The following is an 18,670-nucleotide window of genomic DNA, read 5'->3' on the forward strand; positions in this document are numbered from 1 at the left end:
TTTTATAATAACTTTTGTTTAATTAGATAGTTTCTTGCCATAACTGTTCTTGGATGTATCTCTTCTTTTTTATTAATAACAAACATTAAAGTATTGTTAAAAGAAGTTAAAAGTGCTTCATCAAGCTTTCCTCCATATGCCAACTCTCTTAATGTATCTACAACTGGGAATTTTCTACCTTCTTCAATTAAATCAGCTATGTAAATTATTTTTTCTAAAAGAGACATATCTTCTCTTCCTGTTGTATGATATTTGATTGCATTTATAATATCTTCATCTTCTATTCCAAACTCATACTGACATATGTATGACCCAATTACACTATGAGATAGAGAGCGATTTCCATCCTCTATTGGGTCTAAGTATATTTCATACTTATTTACATAATCTTCTATTTCTTTATCACTTAAATACTTTGCACAATCATGAATCATTCCTGCTAAACAAGCTTTTTCTTTGTCACACCCATAAATCTCACATAATTTTTCAGCACATTTTGCAACATTTTTTGAGTGGCTAAGCCTCCCCACTGGTAACATTTGATTTAGTCTCTGGTTAATATTCTCTAAGTTCATTTAATCATCTCCATATTGATATAGTTTATTTTCATATAAATAATTTTCTACATTTTCGGGTACTAAGTAACGTATTGACTTGCCTTCATTTAGCTGTTCCCTTATATATGTGGATGATATATCCAGTGATGGAACATAAACTGTTATAATGTCAGCATCGTACTTTTTAGTTAGTTTTTCTATAGTCTCTTGTGACCTTAACAAACTAATTCCTGGTCTAGTTGCAGCTATAAAGGTAGCTAACTCAAAGTTTTTCTTTACATCTTTCCACTCTTCAACACTACAAATAGCATCTGCCCCTGTTATAAAATAAATATCTGCATTTTTGTATTTTTTCTTCAAGTATTTTAATGTATCTATTGTATAAGTCCTTTTTTTTCTTTCGATTTCTACTTTTGAAACTAAAAAATCTTCATTGCTTTCAGTTGCTAGAAGTGTCATATTATATCTATCATACTTGTCTGTAGTGATACATAACTTATGTGGTGGATTTCCTGATGGTATAAAGATAATTTTGTCAATGTCATACTTGTCTCTAATAAATTCTGCTGTTGCTAAATGAGCATAATGTATAGGGTCAAAAGTACCTCCCAATATACCTATTTTGATTTTGCCTTTATGGCGATTAAATTTCTCTAGTTTTTCAGTATTTTTCAACTCCGCCTTCTTAACTAGATTTTCGCTTTTCATATTTTGTCTCCTTTTAATGTTATAATACTATTGTACCATTATTTTTTATTTCTTAAAGCTTATAATTTATTTTTTTTGGTATATAATTATATTTATATGATAAAAAATGCTTTAAAAAATAATTATTTAACATGTTTTTACTTTACTTTTTAATAAAAATAACTTTTTACTATTTTGTCTTAATTTTGATAAAATATAACATATAAATGTAAGTTTTTTATTAAATTTTATTAGTTGCTTTTGTTAATATAATTACATACAAAAAGGGAGGATTTATGGGTATAATTACTAAGATAGAACAACAAAAAAGAAATGATGATAGAGTTAATATTTATGTAGATGATAAATTTTTTATTGCTATATTTAAAGAACTTGTTTATACATTCAACTTAAAAAAAGGGAATGAAATAAATGAAGACGAATTAAAACCTATTTTGGATGATGAAATGTATATAAAAGCTAAAAATAAAGCACTAAATATTTTATCTCATGCTGACCAGTCCGAAAAAAAAATAAAAGAAAAGTTATCAGCAGAATTTGATGAAAACATAATTGATAGAGTTATAGATTTTCTTAAAAATTATAATCTCGTAAATGATAGTGTATTGGCTCAAAAAATAGTTAATACAAATGTTAATTTAAATAGATGTGGCAAAAACAGAATTAAGCAAAATCTATACAATAAAGGTATCAATAGAAGTACAATTGATGAAGCTGTGTCTGAATTGGATAAGGATACTGAATTTGAAAATGCTATGTATCTAGCAAAGAAAAGGTTTGAAAGGGTAAAGAAGGAAGATAAAAAGAAAATATATCAAAAAATTTCTCAACATCTTTCCTATAAAGGCTTTGATTATGATATTATTAAAAGAGTTTTAAACAAACTTTTAAATTTTGATGAATATGATATATAAGTGTAAATACTAAGGAGGTAAATTATGAAATTAATCATTGGTGGCTTAAGCTTTTTATTAGGATTATATAATATATATCAATTATATAGAGAAGATAGTATGAGATAAATATTATTTTTTAGATGTAATATTTATTATGGAGGAGAAACAAAATGAAAAGTCAAAAAAGATTTAAAATTTTAGATATTGATGTATACCTACAGCCATTTGAATCTGATATAAAAAAGAGAATGAAACATTATGAAGATGTTAAAGCAAAACTATTAACCAATTATAAAGATTTTAGTTCTTTTGCAAATGCTCATCTTTACTATGGCTTTCATCAGACAAATGATGGATGGTTTTACAGGGAATGGGCTCCAAATGCAAATAGTTTATCGTTAATTGGTGACTTTAATAATTGGAATAGAAAATCTCATCCTCTAAAAAAAATTGGTTCTGGTAATTGGGAAATATTTATTCCCAACAAAGATAGTTTACCTCATAAGTCAGAAGTAAAAGTACAAGTCATTGCAAATGGAAAAACATTTGACCGTATACCACTATATATAAAAAGAGTAATTCAAAAAGATTTTGGTGGATTTAATGGACAAGTATGGCAGCCAGAGACTCCATTTATTTGGACTGACAATGAGTTTGACTTAAAAAGCATAACTTCTCCACTAATCTATGAATGTCATATAGGTATGGCTACTGAAAATGAATCTATTGGGACTTATAGTGAGTTTACTGAAAATATACTTCCTAAAATAAAAAAATCTGGATATAACACTATTCAGCTTATGGCTATTATGGAACACCCATATTACGCATCTTTTGGGTATCAAGTTTCAAATTTTTATGCAATCTCCTCTAGGTTTGGTACTCCTGAAGACTTAAAAAATCTAATAAATACTGCTCATTCCATGGGAATTGCTGTTTTATTAGATTTAGTTCATTCTCATGCTGTAAAAAATACTCTAGAGGGAATAAATGAGTTTGATGGAAGTGAACATCAATTCTTCCACTCAGGTCCAAGAGGAAATCATCCTGCTTGGGGTACAAAACTCTTTAACTATGGTAAACCTAAAGTAATCCATTTCTTACTTTCAAATATAAAATTTTGGTTAGATGAGTATCATTTTGATGGTTTTAGATTTGATGGTGTAACCTCAATGTTATATCATAACCATGGTCTTGGAGTTTCATTTGATAGTTATAAAAAATATTTTAGTATGAATACAGATATTGAGGCTATAACATATCTCCAATTTGCAAATGAATTGATAAAAGAGATTAAACCTAACTCAATAAGTATTGCAGAAGATATGAGTGGAATGCCTGGTATGTGTATACCTATAAAAGATGGTGGAATTGGATTTGACTATAGACTTGCAATGGGTGTCCCAGATTTTTGGATAAAAACTATTTCTAACTTATCTGATGAAAATTGGGATTTGGGTAAAATGTGGTATGAACTTACAACTAGACGCCCTGGTGAAAAAAATATAGGTTATTGTGAATCTCATGACCAAGCATTAGTTGGTGACAAAACAATTATTTTTTGGCTAGCTGATAAGGAAATGTACTGGAACATGGAAATAAACTCAAATAATCATATTATAAATAGAGCTATCTCTCTAATTAAGCTAATCAAATTAATAACTTTTTCTCTAGCTGGTGAAGGATATCTAAATTTTATGGGAAATGAATTTGGACATCCTGAATGGATTGATTTTCCACGAGAAGGAAACAATTGGAGTTATAAGTATGCTAGAAGGCAATGGAGCCTTTCAGAAAATGATACTTTAAAATATAAACAATTATTAAACTTTGATAAAGCTATGCTTGAACTTACAAAATACAGTGATGTTTTTATCCAAAATGGCTACGAACTTATACATATGGATAATGATAAAAAACTTTTAGTATACAGTAAAGGCAAATATTTATTTATATTTAATTTCCACCCTAATCTAATACAGTCAGTTGATATTTCAAAATTTCAAAATACAAACTACAAGACAGTACTAAGCACTGATATGATAGAATTTGGAGGAAACACAAAAAAAGAAAACTTACTAGACTATAATGTCTATTTTAGCTCAGCCCCACCATCTTCAAAACTACCTATTGCCTCTCGTACAGCAATAGTTCTTTTAGATAACAATATTTAAATATTAAAATAGATACTAAAAGCCAAATAACAATTTTAATACAAAATGTTATTTGGCTAATTTATTTTTTTGTGGTTTAATTACTTTTTAGATTTAAAACTATAATTTCCAGCTTTTAATTTGTGGTATTATGTTCATTTTAACAGTTTGACTTTTTAAAGCTTTTCTAAATTTCTCAGTTGAAGACTCCTTAAACATTTTGCTAGAAGAATTCTTAAGGTCTTCCATAGAATCCCAATGTTGTATCATAATCCATTTTTGGCTTTTTTCATCATGTAAAAGCTCAGTATCAATAAAACCAGGTTGTATAGAATGAAATTTCATTTCTAAATCATTTACAATCTCTATAAACTCCCCTTTTGACAAGTTTTCTTCCACACTAAACTCCACTATCTCTGTAATAATTTTCATATACAAAACCTCCAATTTATTTTTCTTATATCATATCAAAAACTAAATTAGAGGTATTGTAAAAAATCGACAGCGTAATTACAAGTAACTATACCTTATATTTTCTTTAATAGTCTTATTCTCACTAATAAATTTAATTGGTGATGTCCCTGAAAATTCTTTAAATTCTTTTATAAAGTGTGCTTGGTCATAGTACTCATTTTCATAGATAAAATCAAAAAGTTCATTATTTTTATAGGTACGAATAAGCTGATTACTTGCCATTTTAAATCTACATATTCTCTTTAAAATTTTAGGTGTATATCCTGTATATTTTAAGCAGATTCTTTCCAAAGTTTTAATATTTATATTCATATCATCACAAAAAGATTTTATATTACTATACCTATTGTCATATATAAATGAATCCAAAATTTTTACAGATTTATTTTCAATCAAACCTTCATCCATTGTAGATAATAATACTTCTTCTAAGTACAAGATAGAATTTTCTATTGATGATTCTTTATTTAAAGAGTCTTCCAACTTTTTTGCAAAGATATCTGATACTTGTTCTAGATTGACAATTTGACCATTAAATTCTGAAATTGGTACCTTTAAAAATGGATAAAGACCAAATGGATAAAAAGAAATTTCCATAACACGTATATTTCCACGTTGAATGATAAATCCATACTTGTCTCTTATTCCATTAAAATGTATATTACTAGTTGTATAGTTTTGGTTTCCAATTTTATATTCTATAATATCAGAAAGATTAAGAATAATATCTATACTATCTGTGGGTAATAACTTATTGTTTAACAATATATTTTCATCTGTCTTAAGATACCAAATAAACTTTACCCATGGCTTTAAACGAGCACTTCTAACTGAATATCTTGTAACTGATAACATATTGAGTTCGCCCCTATCCTAAAATATTTTTATTATTATGTACTTCACCTTAATATTATACAATATAATTTATGCTATCAGAAAATTTTAGTCTACTTTATTATCATTTCATACATTTTTTCAATATTTTAGAAATAGGAAGTGCTATTATAAGACCTATTAATACTTGCATTAAATTACCTGGTATTGATGTAAGAGGTACTACAAAATTTCCATAAAGTATAACCTCTGTTACATAATATCCAAACAACATCCAAATTGATGAAACAACTATTCCTATTACATTTATTAAAAAATTGTTTCCATTCTTGCCATTTGCCCATACAATTTTTCCAAGTAAATAACCCATGATACCTCTAACTATAAAAGTAAATGGAGCCCATAGAGTCCATCCAGATATTAAATCAAAAAGTGACATACCAATAGCACCTGATAAAGCACCTTTCTTACTTCCAAATACTATCGCTGATATGAATAACATTGCTGTTCCTAAATGAACAAGCCCACCATTTATAGATATTGGCAATCTTATATTTATAAATTTGGTTGCAATAAACACTAAAGCTATTAATAGTGAAGTTTCTACCATGTCTTTCGTCGTAAATTTTTGTTTAGCTATAATTTCCATGCTTCATCCCCCTTGTCTAACTATTAAAAATAATACTTATTAAATAAATCTAATAAATTTCCATTTCCTTTAAATCCTAATGTATTTAAACTTTTATCCAAAATATTTAGTATGTGTTCTATTTTGTTTAGATTAGCATTTTCTCCCATATGACCTATTCTTAAAATAGTGTCCATGTATTGATTTAATGATGTTGCAACAAGTGTATTATAATTTTTAAGCATGTATTTGGTAAGTTTTAAAGCTCCTATACTTTCAGGAATTTTTATAGCTGTGACTGTATTAGAATACCCTTCTTCTAAAAATAATTCTATACCATATTCCTCAATAGATTTTCTGACACTATAAGCTATTTTTTCATGTCTATCTAATACTTTTTCTATTCCCTCTTCTAATATATTATCAAGAGCTTTATCAAGACCTATTATGTCGCTTATTGGCATTGTATAAGGAAAGTATTTTTTTTCATAATAACCTTCCCATATATTTAAATTGCAATAAAAACCTGTTACATTCGTTTTTCTATTCTTTATACAATTTTTTGCATCTTTACTTATCCCAACTATAGTAAGACCTGCTGGTGCAGAGATAGCTTTTTGCGAACCACCTAATATTATGTCTATTTTAGATTCATCTACATTTAATCTCTCTCCAACCATACCTGCTACAGAATCAACTACAGTTAATATTCCATATGCCTTAAGTAATGGGCATATTTTACTTACATCGTTTAGTACACCAGTTGGAGTATCACAGTGTACAACTGTTGCATACTTAAAGTTACTATCTTTATCTAAAAATGCCTTTAATTCATCAACATCTATACTTTTAGTATATTTACTTGAAAAAAGCACATACTCTCCACCATACATTGTTACAAAATCTTTAAAACCTTCTCCATATATCCCATTATCAATTACAAGGACTCTGTCTCCCTTTTCTGTAAGTGATGCACATGCAGCTTCAAGCCCTAATATACCTTCTCCACTCAATATGTAAACATCATTTTTTGTACCAACTATATTACCAAACTTTTCACATGTCTTTTTATAAAATTCAACAAAATCAACATCTATATCTGGGTTTGTTGTCTTCTCTGCTCTTGCTAATCTTACATTTTCCCTAGTTTCTGTTGGTCCTGGTGCATAATTAATTTTATTGTTCATATATATTCAGCTCCTTTTTATTTTCTATACGATTATTATACAAAATTTTCATTTTATATGGTACAATTTTATGTTTTTTTAAAATTGTACCAATACATTTCCCCTATAAACAATCTCCTCTATTAGACATACAAATAATTGCACAATAAAATACAGAGCAAATATCATTTTAGAATATCTACTCTGTATCTATATATTTTAATCTATTTACTTATCTTTTTATATTCTTCTTTTTATTACTTAAAAACTACCCATTAAATATCCATATTTTATTCACTATATCTTACTCTATCAATAAGTGATTCTTTATTGAAACTTTTTCCTATTAAATACGTTGTTATAAATTGAGCTATAAGAATACATACAGCCATCAATAGGATTGGTACTATTGGTAAAGCATATGTTGCATAAGATAATCCAGTCTTTTTTAGAAATATAACAGCAATATATCCTAATATTCCTCCAGATAAAATACTTCCTATCATCATTCTAGAAGTATAATATATAGCTTCTGAGTTAAGCATTTTTACTAATTGTTTATTAGTAAGACCAATAGCTTGAAGCATACCAAGTTCTTTCTTTCTAGTAACTATACTAGTTATCATTGTATTTACAAGATTCATAAATCCAATCACACCTATTATACATGTTAAAGTGTATCCCATTATCTTTATAAATGAAATCACAGCCTTATTTGATTCTACTCTACTATCTAAAAAATCTGTCTCTAAAAAACCATTAGATTTAGCGATTTTCTTTATACTATCTTTTATTTCTTGATACTTTCCTTCTTCTGTATATATTCCTAAACTACTTGTTGAATCATGTTTCAAAGTTCTATCTATAAAATCTTTTCCTATGCCAAAGCTTGGAGACCCCATAGCTATTGCTTGAACTTTAAATTCTTTTTTTATTATTTTATCTCCATCATATAGAGTTAATTTTATTTTATCTCCTGCCTTTACTCCCATTTCTTTTGCTGTATCAACATGAGTAATTACTATTTCATCTCCTGTCTGCAGTCTTTCAAAATTTATTTTTCCATCTACTAAATTATTATTTAATGCTTTGACATCATTTTCATCTATACTCTGTAAAAGGTCATGTTTAAATTCAACATCATAATCATCCATTCCAACCTTTACACTTCTTGCAGACTCTATCTTTTTAATTCCCTCTATATCTTTTATTTGATTTAAAAAGTCTTTACTTAAAGGATTATTCATTTGCAAAATATTCAAATTATTTTTAGGATTTTTATCACTATCCATTTCATAACCAGCAAGGCTAACCTCTATATCATAAGGAAAATTTGCTCTTGCCATCTTTTCAGCATCAAAACTTTCTAAGGCAGTTGATACTGTTATAAATATAGTTCCACTCAATATAAGAGATACCAATGTCATGTAAGTACGTTTTTTATTTCTTTCTAAATTAGCTTGTGATAATCTCTTTAAATTTATATTTTTATAACCTTTTCTCTTATTTTTATTACTTATTTTATTTCCGGTATATCTTACTGCATCAACTATAGATACTTTTGATGCTACTTTCATTGGCTTTAAAAGTGATAACACAACAGACATAAAGCTTATTATTATAACCAATAATATAACTGGTAATTGTGATGATTTTATATCTATATCCATAACTGATTTTATTATAATATTTGAAAGTGCATATCCTAAGATTGTTCCTATTGGTATTGCTATCCCTGCTAAGATAAAACCTTCCTTAAATACTATATTTTTTACTTGTTTTTTAGTCGCACCAATTGCTCTAAGCTTTCCAAATTCTTGAACCTTCGTAACTATTGAAATGTAGAATATATTGTATATTACTAAAATACTAGACAATACAATTACTAGTCCTACAAATACTCCACCCATAATTGTTTCCATATCAGGTTTTAAAGCATTTATATAATTTTCATTTACAGCTACATTAATAGTATCCAATCCTATATCATTAGCAACCTTATTTAATTTTGATTTTGCTTGTTCTATCGATAAATTACTTTTATCATTTAATTTCACATATATATTAAAATCTTCTTGTGACATATCTCTAGTATTTTTCATATATGTTTCTGATATAATAGCTGAATAAAATTTACCTGCTTCAGATATTTCACTAGTTTTTAAAATTCCAGTTATAATGAATTCTTTTTCAATTCTTTTATCGCTTTTATAATCATTATAAGATATTTTTATCTTTTCACCTAAGTTTTTGTTACTATAACCAAGTGCTTTTAAAGCTCCTCTATCTAACACAATTTCATTTTCTTTTGTTGGTAACTTCCCTTTGACAAACTCAAAATTATTTAATTTTAAAGCATCTTCATTCATGTATGCTAGAGAAATATTTGAATCATCTTCTAACTTCTCAAAACCTACTCCATTCATTTTACCAGTTAACTCTACATCTGCATGATTACTCAATATATTAGCTTGTTTTTCATCCGCATTAGCTAATATACCTTGATAATTACCTGAATACTTTATAGTATTTTCTTTCTGATAGGTTCCTGCATCAACAATATAAATTCCAATAGATGAAAGCATTAAAGTTGAAAGTATTATAGTAATTATTATTAGAATACTTTTTGATTTATTTTGCTTTAGATTACTTTTTGCTATTTTAGTAGTATTAATCATTTTTATCACCAACCTTTGATACCCTACCATCTTCTATAAATATAACTCTATCAGCCATTTGAGCTATACTATCATCATGAGTTATCATAACTAAAGTTTGACTGTATTTCTTAGACATAGACTTTAGAATACTCATAACTTCATCAGATGTTTTAGAATCTAGGTTTCCAGTTGGTTCATCTGCAAGTATTATAGCTGGTCTTGTAGCTAATGCCCTTGCTATTGCCACCCTTTGTTGTTGACCACCTGATAATGTATTTGGCAAAACATCGTGTTTATTTTCAAGTCCCAATGATTTTAAAAGCTCTTTTATAAATTGTTCATCTACTTCTCTACTATCTAGACCAATTGGTAACACTACATTTTCCCACACATTAAGAGATGGTATCAAGTTATAACTTTGAAATATAAATCCTATTTTTCTTCTTCTGAATACAGCAAGTTCTTCTTCTTTTAATGTAAATATGTTTTTATTATCTATATATACATTCCCAGATGTAGGTATATCAAGACCTCCAATCATATGTAAAAGAGTGCTTTTTCCAGAACCTGATTTTCCTATTATTGCAACAAATTCACCTTCATTTATTTCTAAGTTGACATTATCTAAAGCTCTTACTAAGCTCTCTCCTGTTCCATAATGTTTTGATAAGTTTTCAGTATATAGTATTTTCATAAAATTATCCTCTCATTCTAAGTTATATTACTCCATTTTTTATTACGTTTTATTTCTGGAGCTGTTTATACTTATATAATAAATGTAGAGGCTTACATTTTCCTTTCATTTAATATTACATAGTTGTAAGAAACAGAGAAAACTTGCTTCCTACCCCTACTTTAGAAGAAACTATAATATTTCCACCCTGTTCTTCTAATATTTTTCTACTTAGATACAATCCTACTCCACTACCTTCTATAGATTCAACTTCCTCAGATATACCTCTATAAAAACGTTTAAATATGTTATTGAACTCACTCTTTTTAATTCCACTACCATTATCTTCTATTATAATTTTAAAATAATTAACAGTTTCTTCTACAGAGATGTTTATTTCTCCATTTATTTGTGTATATTTTACAGCATTATCTAATACATTGAAAATACTCTCTTCAGTCCATTTTTTATCATGAGGTATAATCCTACTATCGAATTCATTTATATTTAATGTTATGTTTTTAATCTTAGCTTTAGGCACTACACTTTTTATAGCATTTAAAATGGTATTTTTTATATCATTATCTTCTTTTTTTATGTTTATCATACTAATCTCTAGTCTTGATATGTTAACCAAAGAGTTTATCAAGTTTTCTAATTTATTTATAGAATTTTTGTTAGTTAATAGAAATTCTTGAGCTTCGTCTTCATCTAATTCTTCTTCTATAAGCAATGTATTATACAATTTTAATGATGCTAAAGGAGTTTTTAGTTGATGAGAGATATCTGTTACTAATGATTTCACACTCTCTTTTTCTTTCTCCAATTTAATAAATTTTATCTTTAAGCTTCTATTCAGCTCATATAGACAGTTATTTATTTTGCTAAATGTACCTTCTTTAAAATACTCATTATACTCTACTAGATAACCAGTATCTTCTAGGTCAGTAGTGTCTTTCAAATAATTTTCTTGTGACATCTTATCTACTATAAAGTAAATTTTACTCAATCTTTTATTTATGTATCTTATAAAATAATAGATTATGCTTGTAACAACTATAAACATTACTAAAAAAACAAGAACTGATTCTCTAAAAAAAGATTTTAAGTACAGTCCAAAATTTTTATCATTTGACATTTTATTTTCTAATCCATATCCAAATTTTTTAAATGCTTTTTCTCCAATATCTACCTTACTATAGTCAGAATTGTAAATAGATTTTACTATATCTATTTCATCATTGGGATATTTATCAATCAATACCCCTACAATACTTTGGGTGTTTTTTATTTGATATTCATATAATTTATGTAATCTATTGTATTCAAAGAGTATAAACATAAGTGTTATTATTAGTACAGATAAAACAGAACATCCAATAACTCTTCTCATTATATAATCATCTCTCATACTGAAGTTATCTTTGAGATTCATACTTTTTAACATTTTTTTATACTCCTTTCCCCCCACATATATCCAACCCCTCTTACTGTCTTTATATACTTAGGTTCAGATGGATTTTTTTCTACTTTCTGTCTAAGTCTTCTTATATTTACTGCAATAGTATTATCATCTACAAAATTTCCACTATTGTCCCATAGGGATTCTAATAGTTGTTCTTTCGTCAACGTCTGCATTGAATTTTCCATAAGATATCTTAAGAGTTTAGTTTCTGTTTTACTCAAAATTATCTCTTCTTCTTTATTATCTGTTTTTATAATCAACTTATTTTCTATATAATAAAAAAATAAATCATCACAAACTAATAAAGTATAATTTTTTACTGTATTTACCCTTTTCATAAGTGCATTCACTTTGGATATCAATACCATCAAACTAAATGGCTTTGTGATATAATCATCTGCACCTAAATCATATCCTGTGACAATATCTACTTCTTCATCAAGGGCTGTTAGCATTATTATGTAAACATCACTTTTATTTCTAATCTCCTCACAAAAATCAAAACCACTTCCATCAGGAAGACCTATATCAGAAATAATTAAATTTATCTCTTCTTTTACGAAAATATTTTTTGCTTCTTCTATGCTAAATGCATTAAAAACATTGTATCCTTCTTTTTTTAGTTTAAAACTGATTCCCCTATTTAAAGATTTATCATCTTCCAAAAGTAATATATTATTCATCCTTCTATCCTCCATTATCATACATACTAGCTAAATTATATCATACTAGTAAAAGCATTTTATTTATCAATTTATAAATATTTATAGATTATTAATTGGATTTTACTTAGATATAAATATACTTAAACACAAAAAAACAAAGGTAATTAGTATTTATACAACTAATTACCTTTGCACTTTTATTAGTGTCTAAGATTAAATTTTTATTTGCTAACTCTTACTTATTAATTTTTATTTTGACTTTTTGTTTTTTAAATCTATTTGATTAAAGTTTAATAAGTATAGTAATGTACTTGATGCTATAAATACAATCATACTATTTGAAAAACCTAAGTCTCCTGTTTTAGGAGATTTTTCTTTAGCTTCTCTTTTATATACTCCTGTATTAGAACTCTCTATAGGTTTTATTTTATCTGTTTTTTTACTTTTATAACTATCAGAATTTTTTATATCATTATTAGATGTACTACCTTCATTATCACTAATATTTTCTTTATTTTCTCCTACTATCAATTCACTCTCTTGATTATTACTTGCTATCTCTTTTTTAGATTTGATACTAATTCTTCCATCTATACTTTGTGATATTTCTTTTTTGTACTCTATATATTCAATTACCATACTCTCTAAATTTCCGAAATTCTTTAATACTGGCTCTTTTGAAAAGCAACTAAAGTCATCTCCACCTGATGCTATATAATCATTAGTTGCAACCACATACTTTTTATCCAAATTTAATGGTTTTCCATCTTTTAAAATATCCGTTATTTTTTCTCCTTCTTTTTGTTTTGGGTCAAAATAATATGACATTCCTCCTACTTGTAAAAAGGCTGAATTCTTTTCTGGATAGAGTTTTACTCCTTGCTCTAATACATCTTTAATTTGTGCTCCTGTAAGTTCTTTGGTAACTATCGTATTATTAAAAGGAAATACATCTACAATATCTCTTCTTGTTATGTTCCCTTTTTCTATTGTATCTCTGATATTTCCTCCATTAAATAGAGAAATATCAGCCTTAGTCTTATCAAGTAAAATATCACTTATTAAATTACCTAAATTAGTTTCTTTTGTCCTTACATTTTCATATGACCCATCTAGAGTATTTTTTGTTACACCTATAACTTTATCTAATATTTTTTCTTGATGTTCTTTTATTTCATCAATCTTTTTACTTATACTATCATCCAATTCATATTTTAATGCTTCTTCCTTATCTATCAATCTAGCTGATTTATTTTCTATTTTTATATTTTCTATATCACTAGTATTAAGTGTTAGTTTTACTTCGCCAATATGTTCTAGATATTGTCCTGTACTTACAATCAATGTGTCACCAACTTGCTTGCCATTTTCAAACTTAGTATGACTATGCCCATCAATAATTAAATCGATACCTTGGACTTCATTTGCTATATCTATACTATTTGGCTTACTTAAATTATTAGTACCGATATGGCATATTGCAACTATTACATCTGCACCTTTTCCTTTCAACTCATTTACTTGCTCTGTTGCATTCTCTATAGTACTTGTAAACTCCAATCCTTCCACATTTTTAAATCCTGTTTTGCTCTTTGTTTCTTGAGTTGTAAGTCCAAAAAATCCTATCTTTATACCATCTATTTCTTTTATATCATTACTATCAAATACTTTTTCACCATTTTTGAGGATATTTGATGATAAAAATTTTAAATTGTTCTCTCCTGAACTAGCCATTTGAGATAATTCAAACAATCTATCTTTTCCATAATTAAAGTCATGATTACCAGGAGTAATGTAGTCATACCCAGCACACTTAATCAATTCGATTGCTTCTTTCCCTTTGTCCATATTTACTATTGGAAGTCCATGTAAACAATCTCCTGCATCTACTAAAATTGAGTTTGGAGTGTCTTTTTTCAATGTAGCTAGATTACCTATTTGTATATGTTCATTACCTTCAGCATATCTTCCATGTATGTCATTAGTGTGAAAAATAGTTATTTCTTCAATTTGCTCTAGCCCATAAGAAATAACACTCTGACTTGTTGTAATTAGAATTATAATTACCAAAATTAAATATCTCCTAATTTTCAATATAAATTATCCTCCTCAAATTAGTTTTAGCTTTAGATAAAATTTATATTTTACATAAAACCTTTTAGATAAATATTAAATATACATAAGATTAATTAACATAACCTTTAATATCTATCAATTTAATTTTGTCCATATCCAATTAGTTTTAATCTAATTACATTTTTTCTCATATGTATTTTTCTTTTATTTTATATAAAATTATTTTAAAATCTTTTCAATTGGTCTCTTTTAAAAGTCCATTGAGGTATTGTTAAATCACCTTTAAAGTCTACACTATACCAAGGACTTAGGTTTGCGTTTTTGCGATTAATAAGAAGCTGAGTTTGTTGTGCAGGCATATAGCTTTGAGCTATCATAAATACCTTTTCTCCAGTCTTTTCATTTTCTGCCATATCCATAATTATACTTGCATGTCCTGGGCTTCCACCAATTATAAACACATCTCCTATCTTCATATCATCAACTTCTACAGGTTTTAATTCTTTTTCAAGAGATAAAGTTCCTGAATAAGCAAATACTATATCCATAAACTTTCTAAAGCTCTCATAAGATGTTGAATATTCAGTTGATTTATACCAACTTGAACCACTATCTTTTACTGAAATTCTATATCCTTCTACCCACTTTGAATACTTAGCCTTAAAACCATCGACAAAATCAAAACTTATTTCGTCATACCTTTTATTCTGATATAAGTATTCAGCTCTCATAAGCATAATTGCATCTGCACATTGATGTAAATCTCTATTACCAATATCAACATCAAATACACTATCATAAATGCCTTTTGATTCCTTAGTTCTGCCATCATAATACTTTACCTTTTCTCCATAATTTTTCAACTTAGTATTTCTAAGAAATGATTCAAAACTACCTTTTTCTACATCCACTCTTTTAAAACCTTTTGGTGGCTCATACCTATCTTTCAATATATTTGCATCTTTATGTACTATTATTGCTTGTTCATATTCTTTAGAGCTTTGAGTTTTCTTAGAACCTTCAATAGTTTTTTTACTTTCTCCATTACTACATCCAACCAAAGTTAATGTAATCAATGACAAAATAGTTATTTTCTTTAATATTTTCATTAATTTATCCTCCTTTAAATGTTTCTAAAAATAAAATTCAATTTCTTCTCATAAAGTTTTTATATATTTCAATACAAAAAAACTATTTGACAATATTTCTTGACTCAAATACACATTTATTGATATATTTAATGTTAAAATAATTATAATAGGATATTATAATAAAAACAAACAACAGATTTGTGTTAATTTTAGAAAGGGGAAAAAATGATAGATTTAACTTTACTTGGATGTGGTGGAAATGTCCCTATGCCAAACAGATTTCTATCTTCTGTGTTCATAAACTATAAAGGTAGAAAAATACTAATTGATTGTGGTGAGGGCACTCAGGTATCCATGAAGCTAAAAAAATGTGGCTTTAAAGATATAGACTTGATTTGTATAACCCATTTACATGGTGACCATATATTTGGACTTTTAGGACTTTTATCAACGATTGGAAATAGTGGTCGTACAAGTGATTTAACTATAATTGGCCCAGTTGGAATAGTTGATTGTATTCGTTCTATGAGAAATTTAGTAGAATATATACCATATACTTTAAAAATCATAGAAAATCCTCAAGGTAATTTTACTTTAGATAATGAGTTTTTAAGAAATGTAGAAATTTCAACAATTGATTTAGAACACTCCATAGGGTGTTTAGGGTATAGTTTTAATTTTAGAAGAAATCCTAAATTTGATATAGATAAGGCAACTAGAAATGAAGTTCCTAAAATATTGTGGAAAAAACTCCAAGAAGGTCAAAGTGTAGTTTTAGATTCAAAAAAGTACACTCCAGATATGGTCTTAGGAGAATCAAGAAAGGGCGTTAAAATAAGTCTTACAACTGATACAAGACCTATAGAATCAATACCAAGCTTTATAAAAGATAGTGATTTATTCATATGTGAAGCTATGTATGGCGATGATTTAGATATATCAAAAGCTGTTAAAAACAAACATATGACTTTTAGAGAAGCTGCAAATCTTGCAAAACTAGGAAATGTTAAACAACTCTTATTAACGCATTTTAGTCCATCATTAGATATGCCTAATATGTACTTAGAAAATGCCACTAATGTTTTTGAAAATACAATTCTTGGAGAAGATAGGCTAAGCCTACACTTAAATTTTGATGAATAAATATCTATTTATATTTATTAAAAAAAACTTAGGAATGAATTTTACATTTATAGAAATATTTTCGTGTAAATTCATTCCTTCAATTACTTGTTGGCTATAATCTAAATAATATTATTTAGATACATTTCCAGCCACATTTAACACATCCCAGGTTCTTGCAAATGGAGGAGCATAACACAAGTCTAACATTCCAAGCTGATTTGTGGTCATTTTTCCAAAAATAGCAGCTGCCAATACATTTGCTCTTTGTACAGCATCCTTAAACCCAGCCACTTGTCCTCCTAAAATAACTTTTGTATCTGCATCATAAACAAGTTTTACATATATCTTATTTCTTCCTGGATAATAATGAGTTTGATTATAATCAGAAATAAATTTAGATTTAACATTTATACCTAAAGCTTTAGCTTGTCTTTCTGTAATTCCAGTTGAAGCAGCTTCCATATCCATAATTTTTATACAACTTGAAGATAGTGAACCTTGATAAGAAACTTCTCTTCCTCCTAGATTTTCTCCTACTATCCTACCTAATTTATTAGCTCCAGTTGCTAAAGGTACATATACATTTTCATTACTTACTATATTCTTTATGGTTGAACAGTCACCAGCAGAGTATATATCTTTTACAGAAGTTCTTCCGTACTCATCAACTACTATAGCTCCATTTTTTAGCATTTCTATATTAGTATTTGACAAAAACTCTGTATTAGGTCTAACACCAGTAGCAATTATTACTACATCTGTATCTATTTCTCCTTTATTTGTTATAACTTTTTCTACTTTATCTTCTCCATATAGCTCTACAACCATTTCATCCAAGTGCAATTTAACATCATGTCTTCTTATTTCTTCCTCTAAAACATCTGTAATTTCCTTATCAAATACTTGAGGTAATATTCTATCTTCCAATTGAATTACATGTACATCTTTGCCTAACTTCTTACATGCCTCAACTGCTTCTAATCCTATAAATCCAGCACCTATTATTGTAACTCTTTTATTTTCTTTGTCACTTAAAATCTTTTTTAAATATTCTCCATCATCTAAACTTTTTAACATAGAAACATTCTTCAATTCTACATTTTTTATAGGAGGCATAATACTTCTTGCCCCAGTTGCTATCATCAATTTATCATAATAATCTTCATGTATTTCACCTGTTTTTATATTTTTTACTTTTATTTTTTTAGATTCACTATCAACTTCAATAACTTCTTTAAATATATTTAAATCAATTCCAGATTCTCTAAGCTTTTCAGGTGTTCTTGCTAATAAGTCATTAGCATCATCAAAATATCCACCAACAAAATATGGCAATCCACAAGCACCAAAAGATACTATCTCTGTTTTTTCGTAAACAACAACCTCATATTCAGGTTTTATTCTTTTTAATTTAGCTGCAGCACTCATCCCAGCTGCAACACCACCAATTATTATTACTCTCATTTTATCTCTCCTTTGATGTCTAATTAATTTCTTTA

16 protein-coding genes are annotated in these 18,670 nt (G+C 27.4%); 3 read left to right on the plus strand and 13 right to left on the minus strand.

The genetic code is table 11. The features are described 5' to 3' along the window. Positions 1-2: 2 nt before the first annotated feature. Entirely contained in the window at positions 3-575 is a 573-nt protein-coding gene (gene yqeK / locus Q3304_RS03765; RefSeq protein ID WP_054277225.1) for a bis(5'-nucleosyl)-tetraphosphatase (symmetrical) YqeK, read from the minus strand. After that, the gene (nadD, locus tag Q3304_RS03770) at positions 576-1,265 is read right to left on the minus strand and encodes a nicotinate-nucleotide adenylyltransferase (protein ID WP_054271118.1); all 690 of its coding nucleotides are present in this window, start codon (positions 1,263-1,265) and stop codon (positions 576-578) included. A 275-nt stretch (positions 1,266-1,540) separates the two neighbouring features. Here nadD and recX point away from each other — a divergent pair, with 275 nt between their 5' ends. Together recX and Q3304_RS03780 are read left to right on the plus strand one after the other, a co-directional pair. Next, positions 1,541-2,179, plus strand: a complete 639-nt coding sequence (recX, locus tag Q3304_RS03775) for a recombination regulator RecX (protein WP_054271119.1) — start codon at positions 1,541-1,543, stop codon at positions 2,177-2,179. Positions 2,180-2,331: 152 nt separating this feature from the next. After that, the gene (locus tag Q3304_RS03780; RefSeq protein WP_407813792.1) at positions 2,332-4,335 is read left to right on the plus strand and encodes an alpha-amylase family glycosyl hydrolase; all 2,004 of its coding nucleotides are present in this window, start codon (positions 2,332-2,334) and stop codon (positions 4,333-4,335) included. A 99-nt stretch (positions 4,336-4,434) separates the two neighbouring features. On the opposite strand, the gene Q3304_RS03785 is transcribed toward Q3304_RS03780, so the two are convergent. The 10 genes from Q3304_RS03785 to Q3304_RS03830 all read right to left on the minus strand — a co-directional run bounded on the left by Q3304_RS03785 (position 4,435) and on the right by Q3304_RS03830 (position 16,064). Then, positions 4,435-4,746, minus strand: a complete 312-nt coding sequence (locus Q3304_RS03785; protein ID WP_219673232.1) for an antibiotic biosynthesis monooxygenase — start codon at positions 4,744-4,746, stop codon at positions 4,435-4,437. Between the two features lie 78 nt (positions 4,747-4,824). Next, on the minus strand, positions 4,825-5,643 hold the full coding sequence (locus Q3304_RS03790) for a DUF6597 domain-containing transcriptional factor (protein ID WP_407813793.1): 819 nt from the start codon (positions 5,641-5,643) through the stop codon (positions 4,825-4,827). Between the two features lie 103 nt (positions 5,644-5,746). After that, positions 5,747-6,271 carry an ECF transporter S component gene (locus Q3304_RS03795; RefSeq protein WP_054271123.1) on the minus strand — a complete coding sequence of 175 codons (525 nt, stop codon included), beginning with the start codon at positions 6,269-6,271 and terminating at the stop codon, positions 5,747-5,749. A 23-nt stretch (positions 6,272-6,294) separates the two neighbouring features. Beyond that, a complete protein-coding gene (locus Q3304_RS03800; protein ID WP_407813794.1) occupies positions 6,295-7,437 on the minus strand; it encodes a pyridoxal-phosphate-dependent aminotransferase family protein in 1,143 nt (380 codons plus the stop codon). A 269-nt stretch (positions 7,438-7,706) separates the two neighbouring features. Next, positions 7,707-10,094 (minus strand): ABC transporter permease, encoded by a 2,388-nt coding sequence (locus Q3304_RS03805; protein ID WP_407813795.1) that lies wholly within the window; start codon positions 10,092-10,094, stop codon positions 7,707-7,709. Further along, on the minus strand, positions 10,087-10,770 hold the full coding sequence (locus Q3304_RS03810) for an ABC transporter ATP-binding protein (RefSeq protein WP_054271126.1): 684 nt from the start codon (positions 10,768-10,770) through the stop codon (positions 10,087-10,089). The genes Q3304_RS03805 and Q3304_RS03810 overlap by 8 nt, the downstream gene beginning before the upstream one ends. Before the next feature lie 115 nt (positions 10,771-10,885). After that, entirely contained in the window at positions 10,886-12,196 is a 1,311-nt protein-coding gene (locus tag Q3304_RS03815; protein WP_176702456.1) for a sensor histidine kinase KdpD, read from the minus strand. Next, positions 12,190-12,897: a response regulator transcription factor gene (locus tag Q3304_RS03820; protein ID WP_054271128.1), complete on the minus strand. Its 708-nt coding sequence runs from the start codon at positions 12,895-12,897 to the stop codon at positions 12,190-12,192. The genes Q3304_RS03815 and Q3304_RS03820 overlap by 7 nt, the downstream gene beginning before the upstream one ends. Positions 12,898-13,128: 231 nt before the next feature. Further along, positions 13,129-14,949 (minus strand): bifunctional metallophosphatase/5'-nucleotidase, encoded by a 1,821-nt coding sequence (locus Q3304_RS03825; RefSeq protein ID WP_407813796.1) that lies wholly within the window; start codon positions 14,947-14,949, stop codon positions 13,129-13,131. 230 nt (positions 14,950-15,179) lie between these two features. Further along, positions 15,180-16,064 carry a DUF4846 domain-containing protein gene (locus Q3304_RS03830; protein WP_407813797.1) on the minus strand — a complete coding sequence of 295 codons (885 nt, stop codon included), beginning with the start codon at positions 16,062-16,064 and terminating at the stop codon, positions 15,180-15,182. Positions 16,065-16,271: 207 nt separating this feature from the next. Here Q3304_RS03830 and Q3304_RS03835 point away from each other — a divergent pair, with 207 nt between their 5' ends. Next, entirely contained in the window at positions 16,272-17,189 is a 918-nt protein-coding gene (locus Q3304_RS03835; protein WP_407813798.1) for a ribonuclease Z, read from the plus strand. Positions 17,190-17,300: 111 nt separating this feature from the next. On the opposite strand, the gene Q3304_RS03840 is transcribed toward Q3304_RS03835, so the two are convergent. Next, on the minus strand, positions 17,301-18,635 hold the full coding sequence (locus Q3304_RS03840) for a CoA-disulfide reductase (protein WP_074178468.1): 1,335 nt from the start codon (positions 18,633-18,635) through the stop codon (positions 17,301-17,303). Between the last annotated feature and the right edge of the window lie 35 nt (positions 18,636-18,670).

The organism is Clostridioides sp. GD02377, from assembly GCF_045899875.1.
In the GTDB taxonomy this organism is placed as follows: Bacteria; Bacillota; Clostridia; order Peptostreptococcales; family Peptostreptococcaceae; genus Clostridioides; species Clostridioides difficile_A.

What these genes read in the sequence shown, in the direction of transcription:
- Q3304_RS03790 (WP_407813793.1), bottom strand. Translation starts at nt 5,643, where the DNA reads ATGTTATCAGTTACAAGATATTCAGTTAGAAGTGCTCGTTTAAAGCCA.
- Q3304_RS03800 (WP_407813794.1), bottom strand. Translation starts at nt 7,437, where the DNA reads ATGAACAATAAAATTAATTATGCACCAGGACCAACAGAAACTAGGGAA.
- Q3304_RS03795 (WP_054271123.1), bottom strand. Translation starts at nt 6,271, where the DNA reads ATGGAAATTATAGCTAAACAAAAATTTACGACGAAAGACATGGTAGAA.
- recX (WP_054271119.1), top strand. Translation starts at nt 1,541, where the DNA reads ATGGGTATAATTACTAAGATAGAACAACAAAAAAGAAATGATGATAGA.
- Q3304_RS03785 (WP_219673232.1), bottom strand. Translation starts at nt 4,746, where the DNA reads ATGAAAATTATTACAGAGATAGTGGAGTTTAGTGTGGAAGAAAACTTG.
- Q3304_RS03835 (WP_407813798.1), top strand. Translation starts at nt 16,272, where the DNA reads ATGATAGATTTAACTTTACTTGGATGTGGTGGAAATGTCCCTATGCCA.
- Q3304_RS03780 (WP_407813792.1), top strand. Translation starts at nt 2,332, where the DNA reads ATGAAAAGTCAAAAAAGATTTAAAATTTTAGATATTGATGTATACCTA.
- Q3304_RS03815 (WP_176702456.1), bottom strand. Translation starts at nt 12,196, where the DNA reads ATGTTAAAAAGTATGAATCTCAAAGATAACTTCAGTATGAGAGATGAT.
- Q3304_RS03820 (WP_054271128.1), bottom strand. Translation starts at nt 12,897, where the DNA reads ATGAATAATATATTACTTTTGGAAGATGATAAATCTTTAAATAGGGGA.
- Q3304_RS03830 (WP_407813797.1), bottom strand. Translation starts at nt 16,064, where the DNA reads ATGAAAATATTAAAGAAAATAACTATTTTGTCATTGATTACATTAACT.
- Q3304_RS03840 (WP_074178468.1), bottom strand. Translation starts at nt 18,635, where the DNA reads ATGAGAGTAATAATAATTGGTGGTGTTGCAGCTGGGATGAGTGCTGCA.
- yqeK (WP_054277225.1), bottom strand. Translation starts at nt 575, where the DNA reads ATGAACTTAGAGAATATTAACCAGAGACTAAATCAAATGTTACCAGTG.
- nadD (WP_054271118.1), bottom strand. Translation starts at nt 1,265, where the DNA reads ATGAAAAGCGAAAATCTAGTTAAGAAGGCGGAGTTGAAAAATACTGAA.
- Q3304_RS03810 (WP_054271126.1), bottom strand. Translation starts at nt 10,770, where the DNA reads ATGAAAATACTATATACTGAAAACTTATCAAAACATTATGGAACAGGA.
- Q3304_RS03805 (WP_407813795.1), bottom strand. Translation starts at nt 10,094, where the DNA reads ATGATTAATACTACTAAAATAGCAAAAAGTAATCTAAAGCAAAATAAA.